Source organism: Vibrio sp. Of14-4, from assembly GCF_022347625.1.
GTDB classification, from domain to species: Bacteria; Pseudomonadota; Gammaproteobacteria; order Enterobacterales; family Vibrionaceae; genus Vibrio; species Vibrio pristinus.
Genome location: NZ_JAKRGI010000006.1, coordinates 195,824 through 211,154 on the forward strand (window position 1 = coordinate 195,824; position 15,331 = coordinate 211,154).

Annotated in this window: 13 protein-coding genes; 4 read left to right on the forward strand and 9 right to left on the reverse strand. The window is 42.9% G+C overall.

Going from position 1 to position 15,331, the window contains the following annotated elements; translation table 11 throughout:
• Positions 1-15: 15 nt before the first annotated feature.
• Genes MHN79_RS08555 through flhA form a run of 4 tightly spaced genes read right to left on the reverse strand, consistent with a single transcriptional unit; the run spans position 16 to position 5,188 of the window.
• The gene (locus tag MHN79_RS08555; RefSeq protein WP_152430926.1) at positions 16-750 is read right to left on the reverse strand and encodes an RNA polymerase sigma factor FliA; all 735 of its coding nucleotides are present in this window, start codon (positions 748-750) and stop codon (positions 16-18) included.
• Positions 743-1,630 carry a MinD/ParA family protein gene (locus MHN79_RS08560; RefSeq protein WP_114786738.1) on the reverse strand — a complete coding sequence of 296 codons (888 nt, stop codon included), beginning with the start codon at positions 1,628-1,630 and terminating at the stop codon, positions 743-745. Before MHN79_RS08560 ends, MHN79_RS08555 begins: the two co-directional genes overlap by 8 nt.
• Positions 1,631-1,643: 13 nt before the next feature.
• A complete protein-coding gene (gene flhF, locus MHN79_RS08565) occupies positions 1,644-3,116 on the reverse strand; it encodes a flagellar biosynthesis protein FlhF (RefSeq protein ID WP_152430927.1) in 1,473 nt (490 codons plus the stop codon).
• 32 nt (positions 3,117-3,148) lie between these two features.
• Positions 3,149-5,188, reverse strand: a complete 2,040-nt coding sequence (gene flhA / locus MHN79_RS08570; RefSeq protein WP_239172539.1) for a flagellar biosynthesis protein FlhA — start codon at positions 5,186-5,188, stop codon at positions 3,149-3,151.
• Here flhA and MHN79_RS08575 point away from each other — a divergent pair.
• Entirely contained in the window at positions 5,088-5,339 is a 252-nt protein-coding gene (locus MHN79_RS08575) for a hypothetical protein (RefSeq protein ID WP_239172559.1), read from the forward strand. The two genes, flhA and MHN79_RS08575, sit on opposite strands and share 101 nt — an antisense overlap.
• 46 nt (positions 5,340-5,385) lie before the next feature.
• Here the strand turns inward: MHN79_RS08575 and sixA are convergent, their stop codons facing one another.
• Complete coding sequence (gene sixA, locus MHN79_RS08580; protein WP_239172540.1) at positions 5,386-5,865, reverse strand: phosphohistidine phosphatase SixA; 480 nt, start codon at positions 5,863-5,865, stop codon at positions 5,386-5,388.
• A gap of 276 nt (positions 5,866-6,141) precedes the next feature.
• Here sixA and MHN79_RS08585 point away from each other — a divergent pair, with 276 nt between their 5' ends.
• Positions 6,142-8,916 (forward strand): insulinase family protein, encoded by a 2,775-nt coding sequence (locus tag MHN79_RS08585; protein ID WP_239172541.1) that lies wholly within the window; start codon positions 6,142-6,144, stop codon positions 8,914-8,916.
• Here MHN79_RS08585 and MHN79_RS08590 read toward each other — a convergent pair.
• Complete coding sequence (locus MHN79_RS08590) at positions 8,908-9,507, reverse strand: VOC family protein (protein WP_239172542.1); 600 nt, start codon at positions 9,505-9,507, stop codon at positions 8,908-8,910. The genes MHN79_RS08585 and MHN79_RS08590 overlap by 9 nt on opposite strands.
• A 242-nt stretch (positions 9,508-9,749) precedes the next feature.
• Here MHN79_RS08590 and argS point away from each other — a divergent pair, with 242 nt between their 5' ends.
• A complete protein-coding gene (argS, locus tag MHN79_RS08595) occupies positions 9,750-11,483 on the forward strand; it encodes an arginine--tRNA ligase (protein ID WP_239172543.1) in 1,734 nt (577 codons plus the stop codon).
• Positions 11,484-11,570: 87 nt separating this feature from the next.
• Positions 11,571-11,999 (forward strand): HIT domain-containing protein, encoded by a 429-nt coding sequence (locus MHN79_RS08600; RefSeq protein WP_239172544.1) that lies wholly within the window; start codon positions 11,571-11,573, stop codon positions 11,997-11,999.
• Positions 12,000-12,027: 28 nt separating this feature from the next.
• On the opposite strand, the gene MHN79_RS08605 is transcribed toward MHN79_RS08600, so the two are convergent.
• The 3 genes from MHN79_RS08605 to MHN79_RS08615 are packed head-to-tail and all read right to left on the reverse strand — an operon-like array spanning position 12,028 to position 14,755.
• A complete protein-coding gene (locus tag MHN79_RS08605) occupies positions 12,028-12,258 on the reverse strand; it encodes a FeoC-like transcriptional regulator (RefSeq protein WP_152430934.1) in 231 nt (76 codons plus the stop codon).
• A complete protein-coding gene (gene feoB / locus MHN79_RS08610) occupies positions 12,255-14,528 on the reverse strand; it encodes a Fe(2+) transporter permease subunit FeoB (RefSeq protein WP_239172545.1) in 2,274 nt (757 codons plus the stop codon). The genes MHN79_RS08605 and feoB overlap by 4 nt, the downstream gene beginning before the upstream one ends.
• Positions 14,528-14,755, reverse strand: coding sequence for a FeoA family protein (locus tag MHN79_RS08615; RefSeq protein WP_152430936.1), 228 nt, complete (start codon positions 14,753-14,755; stop codon positions 14,528-14,530). The genes feoB and MHN79_RS08615 overlap by 1 nt, the downstream gene beginning before the upstream one ends.
• Positions 14,756-15,331: the final 576 nt, after the last annotated feature.

A 15,331-nucleotide genomic window follows, 5' to 3' on the forward strand; every position in this document is an offset into this window, starting at 1 on the left:
CTATGTCAGTGATTTCTAGTCATCGTTTGTCCAAACACTTAGCTTTGTGCGTAGACGTTGCATTGATTGGCTCAGTATCTGGCTTACGCGTGATTCGCTGACGCCAATTACTTCACCGATTTCCTTCAAGTTTAACTCTTCATCGTAATAAAGCGAAAGAACAAGAGCTTCTCTTTCAGGTAGTGATTTAATAGATTCTATCAGAGCAGTACGAAAATACTCATCTGCTACCCCTTGAAATGGGACATTTTCTTCGTCTGCATCTTCGTGAGAAATCGCATCTTCTGACACCCCTAAATCATCCATACCAATAAGACGGGAACAATTTATATCGGCCAAGGCACTATGGTATTGTTCTAGACTCATCTCCATCCGTTTGGCGACCTCTGCATCTGTTGGGTCTCGATTAAGCTCGCCTTCCAGTTGAGAAATGGCTTGGCTAATTTCCCGACTGTTTTTGTGTACCGAACGAGGAACCCAATCTCCACGACGTATATCATCAAGCATAGCACCCCGAATGCGAATGCCAGCATAGGTTTCAAAACTTGCTCCTTTGCTACCATCATAATTTTTTTGTGCTTCGAGCAGCCCTATCATTCCTGCTTGGATAAGATCCTCAACCTGAACACTCGGTGGCAAACGACCGAGCAAGTGGTGAGCAATGCGTTTAACGAGCACTGAGTATTTTTCTAAAAATGCTCGTCGGCTGTCTTGATTTGCGTATTGGTCATAGGTCAATGCCTTATTCACCAAATGGTTCCTCTAACATCTCTGTTGTATGAAGTAAGCGTTCTACAAAAAACTCCAGATGTCCACTCGGGGTATTGGGAATCGGCCAAGTTAATGCTTTATTTGCCAAAGACCCAAGCGCTAATGATGCAGGTGAACGGGGAAACGCGTCCACGACAATCTTTTGTTTTTTAACGGCTTGTCGAACTTTATCATCTAATGGAATACATGCTACGAGCTCGATACCAACATTCAAGAATCGCTCTGTGACCAAGGTCAACTTTGCGAACAATTCTCTCCCTTCACGATAGCTTCTGACCATATTAGCAACAATTTTAAATCTTTGAACTTGATGCTCATTACTTAAAAGTTTAATCAGAGCATAGGCATCTGTAATAGATGAAGGCTCATCACAGACCACCACGACCACATCTTGGGCTGCGCGTGAAAAACTCACCACCATGTCTGAAATTCCAGCAGCAGTATCAATAAGCAAGACATCCATCTCATCTTCTAGAGTACCAAAAGCGCGAATGAGCCCAGCGTGCTGTGCATGAGACAATTCCGTCATTGCCTGTGTACCCGATGTTGCTGGTATTATCTTGATTCCATATGGTCCTTCAACAATAGCATCTTTGAGCTCACACTCCCCCGCTAGAACGTGCCCTAGATTTTTCTTTGAGCGTATCCCAAGCATAACATCGACATTTGCCAACCCTAGATCGGCATCCAAAACCATAACCTTTTTGCCTTGCCGGGCCATACACATAGCTAACCCTAAGGTTACATTGGATTTACCAACTCCACCTTTTCCACCTGTGACAGCAATCACTTTGGTAAGAGAAGGTTGTGTTAAACGACGTAGTCCACTCGCTTGGTCTTGTATCATTTTTTTCGTCATAATCGTCCGCCGCCTAGAACCTTTCTGCTTCACTGTTCCAATAGTGAGGTTCATTATCTGTCGACTTCTCTAACAATTCGTTTGCTTTCGCCACCATGTATTTGGGCTGAGCTATCACTATGTCTTCTGGAACTCTTTGCCCATTAGCGATGTAGGCCACTGGTAGCGCATTTTGCACAACGACACTTACAAACTCACCGAGACTTAACGATTCATCTAATTTAGTAAGGATACACCCTGATAGAGGAATCCTCTGGAAATGATCGATAGTTTCTTGCAAAACTTTTCTTTGAGCTGTCGCAGGCAACACGAGATAGCTATGGATAACTTCTCCACTTTCGTGCATTAATGTATCTAACTGTTCGGATAAACGTACGTCTCTTTGCCCCATACCTGCGGTATCAACAAGAATTAAACGGCGGTTCCTCAACTGGTAAATTACATCGGCTAACTCTTTGGAATCTTTAGCAACTTTTACGGCACATCCCATGATTCTTCCGTAAATGGCTAACTGCTCATGCGCACCAATCCGATAAGTGTCTGTGGTAACTAGTGCGACATTATCTGAACCGTATTCCATCGCTGCTCTTGCCGCTAGCTTAGCCACCGTCGTAGTTTTTCCCACTCCTGTAGGCCCAAGCAAAGCAACAACCCCACCACGCTTAATGATATCTTGCTTCGAAATCGGCACTTGATCTGACACTAGGCCAAGCAAAGCTTTCCATGCTTTCGTTGGCGCAGTATCTTCTGGTATATAGCAGGCTAACTGATCAGCAAGATCTGCAGACACTCCCATCCGCTCCAAACGTTTGATAAGCATGGCTCTTAATGGCTCACGACGCTCGACTTCTTGCCACATGAGGCCAGAAACCTGATGCTCTAGCAATCGACGAATCGAAGTCATCTCTTCGCGCATTTCTTCTAGTTCGTCATTATCCGCCGCTGATTCATCTTTACGATTCCGCTCATAACGACTTGGGTCCAGACGCAGCTGCTGTTCCCCACTTGTATCTTGAGCAATAAGTTTGGCAAGAGGAGAGTCTTCTCGAAGCTTGACACCATTAACCTGATTGTTCGCATTCGACTGCCGTTTGAGCAGTGAAGACAGTGAATCGGGATTGTCTTCTTCACTCTCCCGCCTGTCTGCTGTCGCGTCACTGTATTGTTTCAGCATGTGGGCGAAGCGCTTTGTCATAGAGCCATTGCCAGCTTTGGCTTGTAAGCTGACTTTGTCTTCCTCTAGCGCGCGCTGTTTACTGACAGTAGCGTTTTTATTCGCAGTAGTCTGAGCATTACTTTGACGAGGCTGCGATGCTTTTTTGGCCGCTGAACGAGCAGCGGCTGTTTCATTATCAACCGCTGCAACAATTTCTATGCCACCAGCGACTTTTTTATTCGACATGATAACCGCATCATCGCCTAACTGATGTTTCACTTGCAGCAAAGCGGTGCGCATGTCTTTAGCAAAAAATCGTTTAATCTTCAAAGTCTATGTCCATCCTCTAGCACGTCCGCGACTTAGTTACCTACAGCTTGAACAATGCGTATTTGCTTCTCGTCTGGAATCTCCTGATAGGAGAGTACTCGCAGTGATGGAATTGTGTTCTTGACGAATTTCGCCAGCGTAGAACGCAACACCCCAGAAGTGAGAAGAACTGCTGGCTCTCCTTTTAACTCTTGCTCTTGAGTGGCTTGAGTTAACGAAGATTGCAGTCGCTCTGCTAAACCGGGTTCGATTCCAGCAGACTCTCCTCCAGACGCCTGCATTGTCTGGTGCAATATCTGTTCCAGCTCTGGAATCAAAGTAATCACTGGAAGTTCTGGCTCTATCCCATTGATTTCTTGCACAATTAATCTCTTCAATGAGATACGAACAGCGGCTGTTAAAATGTCAGGTTCTTGACTCTTACTTGAATACTCAGCCAAAGTCTGAACTATGGTCCGTATATCTCTAATCGGCACGGCTTCATTGAGTAAGTTTTGTAATACCTTGACCACAACCCCCAATTGCAGTTGGTCAGGAACAAAACTCTCTACTAATTTCGGCGTACTTCGGCCAAGCATTTCAAGTAAGTTCTGTACCTCTTCATGACCTATAAGATGAGAGGCATTATTAGTGAGAAGTTGACTCAAATGTGTAGCCAGAACCGTTGAAGAATCAACGACTGTGTAGCCAAGAGCTTGAGCATGCTCACGCTGATCATCCTTTATCCAGGTGGCTTCCAGCCCAAAAGCTGGGTCAATAGTCGGCTCACCCTCTACCATTCCGTACACTTGACCTGGGTTTATCGCCAGTTCCATGTCAGGTCGGATTTCTGCTTCTCCAACTGCAACTCCCATCAAAGTGATTCGATAACTATTTGGAGTGAGCTCAAGGTTGTCACGGATATGCACCGCAGGAATCAGAAAACCAAAGTCCTGTGAAAGCTTTTTACGAACGCCTTTAACACGCTCTAGCAGCTCTCCCCCTTGTTCCTTATCTACCAATGGAATTAAACGATAACCTACTTCAAGTCCTATGATATCAACGGGTTGGACATCATCCCAGGAAAGCTCTTTTGGAGTGGGAACTTCTTTATCTTTACTCGCCGGAAGCTTGGCCTTGTCAGCGTCTTGTTTCTGTTTTCTATAGATCCAATAAGCCGCTCCACCTGCTAACACGGCGAGAAGCAGAAAAGCAAAATGAGGCATTCCTGGAACAAGGCCCATGACACCGAGAATGCCAGCCGTTATCATCAGAGCTTTGGGGTTATCAAACATCTGAAAGACGACTTGCTGCCCCATATCCTCATCAGTATTTTGACGGGTTACCATAATGGCTGCGCCAATAGACAGCAAAAGTGATGGAATTTGGGCGACAAGACCATCACCAATAGTCAACAAGGTATAAATTTGGATTGCTTCACCAAATGGTAAATCATACTGAATCATTCCTATCGATAAACCACCGATAATATTAATGAATAAGATCAGAATACCTGCAATTGCATCACCTTTAACAAATTTTGACGCACCATCCATCGAACCGTAGAAATCCGCTTCTTTCGTCACTTCTTGACGACGGGTACGCGCTTGGTCTTGATCAATTAGACCTGCATTGAGGTCAGCATCTATCGCCATTTGTTTTCCGGGTAAAGCATCCAATGTAAATCGAGCACTCACCTCGGAAATGCGACCAGCACCTTTAGTAACTACCATAAAGTTGATGATCATCAAGATAAGGAACACCACCAGACCGACCGCGTAGTTACCGCCAATAACCACACTACCAAATGCTTCTATCACACTACCAGCAGCACTCGTTCCCTCATGACCGTAAAGTAGAACCACACGAGTAGAAGCAACATTTAGCGCCAAACGCAATAGAGTGGCGATAAGAAGCACAGTCGGAAATGCCGCGAAATCCAAAGGTCTGCGTGTATAGACAGTAACCAGTAGCACCACCATCGCAAGCGCTATGTTAAAGGTAAAAAATAAATCCAGTAAAAATGGTGGAATGGGCAATACAACCATTGCCAACGTCGCCAATACCATAATAGGAGCGCCAACCGCAGGCATTGCTCTTTGGGGTATGGATGGTAGTTTGTTAGCAAATGGCAAATTAAATTTCATGGCGATAGATGGAACGATTCAACCCAAATTGAAAGACTTGGATGAGAATGCAAGTATTAGTCCAGATAAAGTGTCAATTTTATGGCTTACTTTCTAATGCGGCTAAGGTAGCCAAGTATTAAATAATTATTGACTAACTAAGTTCAAAAGGCGTTCATCTCAGGGTGGATATTAAGAACCAGCTCACCACGACCATTAGTGATATCATATTCAATACAAGCCATGCCTGATGTTGGAAACATGGGCGGGTTGATATGTGGTACAAACTCGGAAGTCAAATATCCTACAAGGGGCAAATGGGATACCATCAGAATAGATTCAGGTTTCTCTACTTCCGCAACGGCAGCAATGTAATCACTAACACGTCGTGCATCACCATACGGCGTTATATCGTCACAAACTTTAACCTGTTTAGTATCAAAATGTGATGCTATTGCCTGCCAAGTTTGTTGCGCTCTCAAATAGGGGCTAACCAAGACAATATCTAAATGACCATAACCGTTATCTACGCACGACTGAGCGGTATTGACTGAGTCTCTTTTCCCTTTCTCTGTTAAGGCTCGTTCTGCGTCTGTATCGGCATAGTGTTCAGCTTCACCGTGGCGCATGATCAGTATTTTCATTCGTTGTTCCTGTTAGCAAGATTGTTCGGATAGAGCCTATTTAGTAATAGTGACACACATGTCTCAAATGGCCGATAATTATATCAAGCACAAAGCTCAGGACTTAGACTTTCTTAACATTCTTGATGTATAGATTAAGAAATTGTGTATGCTTATATGTGGTAGGAAAAATTTGCTTGTGATCGTGTCCAATGTACTGCTGTCCGTGGACATGTTACATCTCAATATTCGTCGATGGCGACACAATATACGAAAACATAAGACGGAGAACTTCTTGTGCATTTAAGCCCCAATGATACCAACCAATATCGCTATTCTACGTTGGACAACGGGCTTAGAGTATTGTTTATTCAAGATGTTAATGCACAGAAGTCCGCAGCAGCATTAGCCATCAATGTAGGGCATTTTGATGATCCCGATGATCGTCAGGGAATGGCTCACTATTTAGAACATATGTTATTTTTGGGCACAGAGAAATACCCCAAAATTGGAGAATTTCAAAACTATACCAATCAACATGGCGGCAGTAACAATGCATGGACAGGCGCAGAACATACTTGCTTCTTTTTTGACGTTATGCCTTCTGCATTTCATAAGTGCCTTGATAGATTTAGTCAGTTTTTTATCTCGCCTTTATTTAACGCTGAAGCTCTCGATAAAGAACGTGAAGCTGTTGACTCAGAGTTTAAGCTCAAACTCAATGATGATTCTAGGCGACTCTACCAAGTTCACAAAGAGCTCGTTAACCCCAAACACCCCTTCGCTAAATTTTCAGTAGGTAATCATGAGACGCTAGGCGATCGAAATGGGCAATCAATCAGAGAGGAAGTCGTCGATTTTCATTACCAGAAATATTCCTCGGACCTAATGACACTCGCTGTGATTGGCCCACAATCACTGGATGAATTGGAACAATGGGTCAGCGAAACGTTTTCATCGATTCCAGACCGCAACCTTGCAAATAAATCTCTTGATACACCTTACTTGGACGATGATTCAACCGCAATTATGGTCCATATCGAACCCGTAAAAGAAATTCGCAAACTTATCTTATCGTTTCCTCTGCCAAGCCTTGATAAATATTATCGGCAAAAACCTATGTCCTACTTTGCCCATTTACTTGGCTATGAAGGTGAAGGCAGCTTAATGCAGGTGTTGAAGGACAGAGGCTGGATCACTTCTCTTTCGGCAGGAGGGGGAACCAGCGGCAGTAATTACCGTGAGTTTACCGTTAGCTGTAACCTAACTCATTCCGGTTTGGAGCATGTTGACGACATTGTTCAAGCGCTTTTCTCATATTTAAACTTGATAGAGAGGGAAGGTTTTGACCAGTGGCGCTACCTAGAAAAACAAGCAGTTTTAGAATCAGCCTTCCGCTTCCAAGAACCCACTCGGCCTGTCGATTTAGTCAGCCACTTAGTAGTTAATATGCAGCATTACTTACCTGAGGACATAGTCTACGGAGACTATGTGATGAATAATTACGACCAAGTGCTGCTCAAACATCTATTTGACTATTTGAGCATGGATAACTTGCGAGTCACATTGGTTGCCAAAGGCTACAAGTATGATAGGAAAGCCAAGTGGTATGATACGCCGTACTGCGTCAGCCCATTTACTCAACAGCAAAAATCACACTTTTCAAAACAAAGCGACCTGAGTTTTACCCTGCCCGCTAAAAATCCATTCATTTGCTATGACTTAGACCCTAAACCTGTCGAAAAACACTCATCATTTCCTGAAGTGGTGCAAGATTTACCAGGCTTCAAATTGTGGCACCTCCAAGACAGCGAATTTCGCGTACCAAAAGGGGTTATTTTTGTTGCTATTGACAGCCCGCATGCCGTAGCAAATGTAAAAAACATTGTAAAAACTAGAATTTGCGTAGAAATGTTTCTCGACTCGCTAGCCAAAAAGACTTACCCAGCAGAAATTGCTGGTATGAGTTATAACATGTACTCACACCAAGGTGGCGTAACCCTTACTTTGTCTGGTTTTAGCAAGAAACAACCTGAATTGATGACCATGATTCTAGAGCGTTTTTCAAGCAGAGAATTCAGTGCTGAACGCTTTAATACTATTAAGCAACAGTTGATCAGAAATTGGAAGAATGCTGCTCACGACAAACCTATTTCTCAACTATTTAATGCGATGACAGGTATGCTGCAGCCCAATAACCCTCCCTATGCTGACTTACTGCAAGCGCTAGAAGATCTTGATGTGAGTGAATTGGACGAATTTGTCGCATCTATCCTAGAAAAACTGCATGTCGAAATGTTTGTCTATGGCGATTGGACTCGTTCTGATGCCATTCAGCTAAGTGACACGCTGAAAGATGCTCTGAGAGTTCAAAACCAAAGCTATGAGGAGTCATTAAGACCGCTGATAATGCTTGGAAAAAATGGCTCTTTGCGACGCTCTCTTGAATCAAATCAAGAAGATTCTGCGATAGTTGTCTATTATCAATGCGAGGATATTGAGCCGAGAAATACCGCTCTATATTTATTGGCAAACCATCTCATGTCAGCAACATTTTTTCATGAAATACGCACTAAGCAGCAACTGGGCTACATGGTGGGAACAGGAAACTTGCCGCTTAATCGCCACCCTGGTCTGGTTCTTTACGTTCAATCACCCAAAGCTGCGCCTGCTGAACTGATTAGCTCAATCGACGAGTTCCTCAATGCCTTTTATATGGTTTTGCTCGAGCTAAATGATTATCAGTGGCATAGCAGTAAACGAGGCCTTTGGAGTCAAATTGCAGCGCCAGACACCACTCTTAAAAGTCGAGCGCAAAGGCTTTGGGTTGCTATTGGCAACAAAGACTATAGTTTTAATCACAAAGAGCGTGTTCTTGACGAGCTTAAAAAGCTCACCCGAGCGGATATGATTCGCTTTGTGGTTAACGAGCTCAAGCCAAGAACTGCGAATCGTTTGATTATGCACGCCAAAGGAAACTCACACCATGCTTCTGATGCGCTCAACGTAGGAGTTGAAATCGGTTCAGTAGAAGAATTTCAACTCCGACCAAAAGACACAGATTTAGGCTAGATGTTCTGACTCAATAATCGCTTTCAAGCTGTGCGGATGAAACTTAATGCAAATGCCTTGATATTTAAAGGCTATCGTAGGGTTACTCAGGCGCTCGCCTTCTCCTTTAGGACTCGACAGCTTGACCTCGACTCCTTGCTCACCAAGCTTATCCCATTGATGAGCCAAACTCGGGTATCGACGCTTTACGTCATCTAGATATTCTTCGGCCGTTTGTGCCAAAGATGGAATAACAAATTCAACGTGCTCCCAACTTTGAGTTGGATACATTTTCCCCCGCATTGGATAAGGGAGCTCAAGGCAATCAATAGACCAATTTGAAACCCTAAGCGGCTTGGTAAACTCAATCACGATAATTGGCCGACCATTTATCATCGCATTAGAACACTCAAGCCCTTCTTTTAACCATTCTTTATGCGCCAATTTTGCCAGCTCTTCATCGTTTATACGTAGAGCAATATGGTCAGCTTGTAATGCCTGTAAATCGACCTTTATTCGCTCCCCGAGAGACTGAATATTTTGCATAAACACATCAAGCTTCGCTTTCATTTGCCAAGGCATAAGCTCAGCATCGAGCAATCTTCGCGACATTTTTATCCATCCAATATATTGATTTCTACACAATACTACCAAGTGAGTAACCAAAAGTAGAAAATTTCCTAGAACACTCTCTATGTGAGAGCCAATAAAATTGGTATTATAAGACACAATTTATCAACTTAATTAAGATATGCATTCTTCCCACCTTTTAGATGCTGATAAGCAAACCATGGTGACGAATTGAAATTCTCAATGTATATCTCAGCAATTCTCGAGAATTGAAGGAAACATACGTGAATATCCAAGCACTTATTAACGAAAAAGTCTCTCAGGCTTTAGAAGCCGCTGGTGCACCTGCAGGCAGCCCCGCCGCGGTTCGCCAATCAGCCAAACCCCAGTTTGGTGATTACCAAGCAAATGGTGTAATGGGCGTGGCTAAAAAGTTAGGCACTAACCCAAGAGAGTTCGCCCAGAAAGTGTTAGATGTCTTGGATCTTGACGGCATCGCAAGCAAGACCGAAATAGCAGGTCCGGGCTTTATTAATATCTTTCTTAGTGAAGAATTTTTGGCTCAAAAGGCGCAACAAGCACTTTCAGACTCTCGCCTTGGTGTGACCATTGAGGAAGCAAAAACGATTGTCGCTGATTATTCTGCGCCAAACGTGGCAAAAGAGATGCACGTTGGGCACTTGCGATCAACCATTATTGGTGATGCTGTCGTTCGTACACTCGAGTTCCTTGGTCATAAGGTTATTCGTGCCAATCATATTGGAGATTGGGGTACCCAGTTTGGCATGTTGATCGCAAACCTTGAGCGAGTTCAAAAAGAATCCGGTGAAGTCTCAATGGAATTGTCTGACCTAGAAGCTTTCTATCGTGAATCGAAAAAGCTCTATGATGAAAATGAAGAATTTGCACAAAAAGCACGCAGCTATGTCGTAAAACTGCAAGGTGGTGATGAGTATTGTGCTGAAATGTGGAAGAAGCTGGTAGACATCACCATGATTCAAAACCAGCGTAATTATGATCGTCTCAATGTGTCTTTAACTCGCGATGATGTGATGGGTGAAAGCATGTATAACGACATGTTACCTGACATCGTGGCGGATTTGACAGATAAAGGACTGGCTCAAGAAGACGATGGAGCTCAAGTTGTATTTCTAGACGAATACAAAAATAAAGATGGTGAGCCCATGGGCGTTATCATCCAAAAGCGCGATGGCGGCTTCCTCTACACTACAACAGACATTGCCTGTGCTAAATATCGTTACGAGACTCTAGGTGCAGACCGCGTACTGTACTTTATTGACTCTCGTCAGCACCAGCATTTAATGCAAGCTTGGACCATAGTGCGCAAAGCTGGCTATATTCCTGAAAGCGTATCCTTAGAACACCATGCATTTGGTATGATGTTAGGCAAAGATGGCCGCCCATTTAAAACTCGTGCAGGCGGTACGGTTCGTTTAGCTGACCTGCTAGATGAAGCAGAAGAGCGTGCTATCAAACTAATCGAGTCTAAAAACCCTGAACTTGATACCATAGAGAAACAAAAAATTGCCAACACAGTCGCTATGGCAGCTGTCAAATACGCCGATCTCTCTAAGCACCGTACGACGGACTATGTATTTGACTGGGACAATATGCTGGCCTTTGAAGGTAATACGGCACCTTATATGCAATATGCCTACACTCGAGTGGCTTCTATCTTTGCTAAAGCAGGTATCTCAATGGACTCTCTATCAGGAGACATTAAGATAACAGATGAAAAAGAAAAGGGATTAATTGCTAAGTTGCTTCAATTTGAAGAAGCCGTTCACTCTGTAGCACGTGAAGGTCAACCTCACATTTTATGTAGCTATCTATTTGAACTAGCAGGGCAATTTTCTAGCTTCTATGAAGCATGCCCAATTCTTAATGCAGAAGATGACTCCATTAAGCAAAGTCGCCTCAAGCTAGCTGCATTGACGGCTAAGACGATCAAGCAAGGTCTATCGCTACTGGGAATTGAAACGTTAGATCGCATGTAAACATAAAACGATCGCGTATTTAAAAAGGTTGATGTCATGCATCAACCTTTATTTTATCGCACGTATACAGATAGCAAGGATTTCATTATGAGCTTTGAGCTGCATCCACAACTTGTCCAAGATACCGATGTTATTGGCCACTTTCCTTTATCCATAGCTCTGCTGCATAAAGATCAAGCGGTTCCGTGGGTCATTCTTGTACCCAAAAGAGAAAGTGCCAAAGAACTCCACCACTTACCCATACAAGATCAGCAGCAATTTCTGCTTGAATCTCAAACGGTAAGTCAGGCATTAGAGGCTACTTTTCAACCTGATAAACTCAATCTGGGCGCACTCGGCAATATGGTCCCTCAACTGCACATTCATCATATCGCACGCTATAAAACCGATGTTGCATGGCCTGGTCCAATATGGGGCAACACAGAAGGAAAGATGCGCTGTGAAAGTGAACAAAAAGCAATGCTAACTAAGATTCAGAATGTTTTATCACTGAGTAAGTTATTTAAAAAAAATTAAAAAAAGCCGCTGTTACCAGCGGCTTTTTTTACATTGTTACCGTAAGCGACAAACCATCTGTACCAGTTACGGAATACCTAACTCGGGTTATTTTTTTAGCGCTATTGGTATCGACTAATCGAGAAATGACGCCTTTTCTGATCCAAACTTGCAGCATGGCGTCAACACCGTCTTCACTCATGGCAAACTTTTTAGCGAGAGCTTTCTGACTTACACAACCTTGTTCTGCAATATATGACTTGAGTGCTTGTAAAATCATACTACCTGCGCCTCCAATACTTGCTGCTTTTTGCCAGCAAATATTAAGGCTCGATAAGTTAAAGCACACACCAACAATATGCTGCTAATCCATATTGAACTGGATAAAGGAGCTTGTGAAAAATGCGTTGTTTGGTAATAAAGCGCTGCACCACCATAGGCTAGCCCCATAGTCCACAGGGCGATAAAGCGAGCAAATTTATGTCCAAACTCACGAACATAAGCTCCCATAGCGGCCACACACGGCGTGTAAAGCAGAATAAAGATCAGGTAGGCAAAAGCCGCATGACTCGATACAAAACGCTGGTTAAGGTTACCAAAAATAGACGAATCGACCTCTTGCTCTTCAGCAACAACAGAGCTGTCAGTTAAATCCCCAACTTCAATACCAAGGGGATCGGAGTAACTCAAATCAGCTAAATTTTCAGGTATCGACATAACAGCTTCTTTGAGGCTAGCAATCAAATCAAATTCTTCCTCACCCTCTTCGGATGGAGCATATAGGTTATTTAACGTACCAACCACCGCTTCTTTAGCAAAGATCCCCGTTATAATACCTACTGTTGCTGGCCAATTATCTTTCTCAATGCCAATAGGAGCAAAAATGGGGGTCACTGCTTGAGATACTTTTGACAACACCGACTTCTCACTGTCTTGGTTACCAAAGGAACCATCCATACCTACCGAATTGAGAAAACTTAAAATGGTAACGACGACTACAATCGTTTTTCCAGCCCCCAAAACGAACCGTTTAAGCTTTTGCCATGTTTTGAGTAACACATTTTGAACAGTAGGGAGTTCATAATCTGGCATCTCCATTACCAAGCTATCGCTTGAACCAGGATACAGTGTACGTTTGAGAATAAAGCCGGTAAACACAGCTGCCGCAATACCAAGAAGATAAAGAGCAAACACGACATTTTGACCACTTTGAGGAAAAAAGGCAGCAGCAAATAGCGCATATACTGGGAGACGTGCACCGCACGACATAAAGGGCGCCATCGAAGCTGCAAGCTTTCTTTCACGCTCTTGGTCTAAGGTCCTCGTTGCCATAATAGCTGGTACATTGCAACCAAAGCCCAACACAAGAGGTACAAATGCTTTGCCAGGAAGCCCGACCTTTTGCATCACTTTATCCAAAACAAAAGCAGCTCGAGACATGTAACCCGAACTCTCTAGTAACGCTAGGAACAAATAGAGGCAGGCAATAACAGGAATAAAGGTTGCCACTGTTTGAATACCGCCACCAACACCATCTGCAATCAAAGTGACTAGCCATACGGGTAAATAGTCATCCAATAAATAGTGACCTCCATCAACCAGTAGTGCACCAACGCCAATATCAAAGAAATCGATAAAAGCACTGCCTATATTGATGGAAAACATAAACATCAAATACATGATGACAAAAAAGAACGGAACACCAACCCACTTGTTGAGAATGATACTATCTACTTTTTCAGTAAAGCTATGGCTAAGCTTACCTTCAGCTCTGCGTACTCGCTTACATTGCTGATGCAAAAAGGTGTACTTGGTATCAGCAACCAATAAATCTATATCAATTTCTAAAGCTTTCTGAGCCTGAATAACTCGATTTCTATCTTCTGCAGCTAAAGCATTGAGTACTAATAGATCATTTTCCAGTCCGCGAATTGATAAAGCCCTAGGGGATGCTTGCTCATGATCTTGAAATATCGATTGAAGACTATCGATTGCGCTTTCAAATTCCTCAGGATAGGTAATATCTAATTCATCTAAAGCGACTCCCAAAACCAAGGTTTTGTGTAAACATTCTTTAAATCGTTGAACCTGACTACGATTATTTGCTGATAAGGCAAAAACAGGACAGCCGAGCATTTTTTCTAATGCTTTGACATCTATGGTTTGGCGTTCACGCTTTAGGGCATCCATCTTGTTTAGGACAACCAGCATTGGTCTTCCTAACTCTCTAAGTTGAAGCGTCATGTACAGACTGCGCTCTAAACATGTTGCATCCACAACATTAATGATTAAATCCGTTGGATGCGTCAGGACAGCTCTGGAAGCAATCGACTCGTCGATACTATTTCCATCATTACCACTATCAAGGGCATAAATACCGGGTAGATCGGTTAGAAGAAAGTCATCCCCCGAATGGGTATATCGACCCGTTTTCTTTTCTACTGTCACTCCTGCCCAATTACCCACTTGTTGTTTTGAACCAGTCAAGCCATTAAATAATGTCGTCTTACCGCTATTTGGGTTTCCAACAGTGAGGATTTGATACTCCATTATTGAATCTCCACCACTATTGAGTCTGCAATCTTTGTTCTTACCGCAAGGGACACTCCCCTGATCTCAACTTGGAGTGGATCTCCCATAGGTGCTTTACGAATAAGGGTTACAGGTGTGTTAGGCAGTAGCCCCATAACCATGAGCTTTTTTCTAACATCATTTGATAACTGTGAAAAACCAGTAATCTTTGCTTTCTGCCCTTGGCTTAAGTGTGACAATTTCATAAAAGAGGCCAATTAAAGATAAAAATGAGAAATATTAGCATTAAGACTTTCGATCTTAACTTGTGTAAATTTTGTAAATCTTGTCCGAAATCAAACATTGCAGATTTGCAACGTTGTTTACGTTAATCCAAAGCCGTTAATTACGTTAAAACGTATAAAACTGAATGTTCTATTCTTGTTGTTTCCATTCGAATAACAAATCAAATTTTAAAAAAAAATATTAAATATCAACAAAGTAGATAATATGTCGTTTTTTTATTATCAGCTTGGCGTTAATTTTATAAGTAAAACAATGACCTAGCTTTATAGTTAACCGAGTCAACAGGGAACGCCCCTGGTGACAATTCCAGAGGTGGTGCAACCCGCACCACTCCGGCAGCAAGCGAAGGTGTCATTGACGCCCGTGGTATAGTCCCCCGGCTATACCACGTAATTTTTTACGCATCATGCCAGAATCCCAAGCCTTAGCAACTCTAAAATATCTCTTAATTAAAACTCAGATGACGCAAAAAAAGCCACTTGAACCTTACAAGAAGGTAACTACATGAATTCAATGTAATTTAGATTGATGCGGCT

What these genes read in the sequence shown, in the direction of transcription:
- MHN79_RS08575 (WP_239172559.1), top strand. Translation starts at nt 5,088, where the DNA reads ATGTTAAAGGTAAAAAATAAATCCAGTAAAAATGGTGGAATGGGCAAT.
- MHN79_RS08560 (WP_114786738.1), bottom strand. Translation starts at nt 1,630, where the DNA reads ATGACGAAAAAAATGATACAAGACCAAGCGAGTGGACTACGTCGTTTA.
- sixA (WP_239172540.1), bottom strand. Translation starts at nt 5,865, where the DNA reads ATGAAAATACTGATCATGCGCCACGGTGAAGCTGAACACTATGCCGAT.
- MHN79_RS08590 (WP_239172542.1), bottom strand. Translation starts at nt 9,507, where the DNA reads ATGTCGCGAAGATTGCTCGATGCTGAGCTTATGCCTTGGCAAATGAAA.
- MHN79_RS08615 (WP_152430936.1), bottom strand. Translation starts at nt 14,755, where the DNA reads ATGAAATTGTCACACTTAAGCCAAGGGCAGAAAGCAAAGATTACTGGT.
- flhA (WP_239172539.1), bottom strand. Translation starts at nt 5,188, where the DNA reads ATGCCTGCGGTTGGCGCTCCTATTATGGTATTGGCGACGTTGGCAATG.
- MHN79_RS08600 (WP_239172544.1), top strand. Translation starts at nt 11,571, where the DNA reads ATGAGCTTTGAGCTGCATCCACAACTTGTCCAAGATACCGATGTTATT.
- MHN79_RS08605 (WP_152430934.1), bottom strand. Translation starts at nt 12,258, where the DNA reads ATGATTTTACAAGCACTCAAGTCATATATTGCAGAACAAGGTTGTGTA.
- feoB (WP_239172545.1), bottom strand. Translation starts at nt 14,528, where the DNA reads ATGGAGTATCAAATCCTCACTGTTGGAAACCCAAATAGCGGTAAGACG.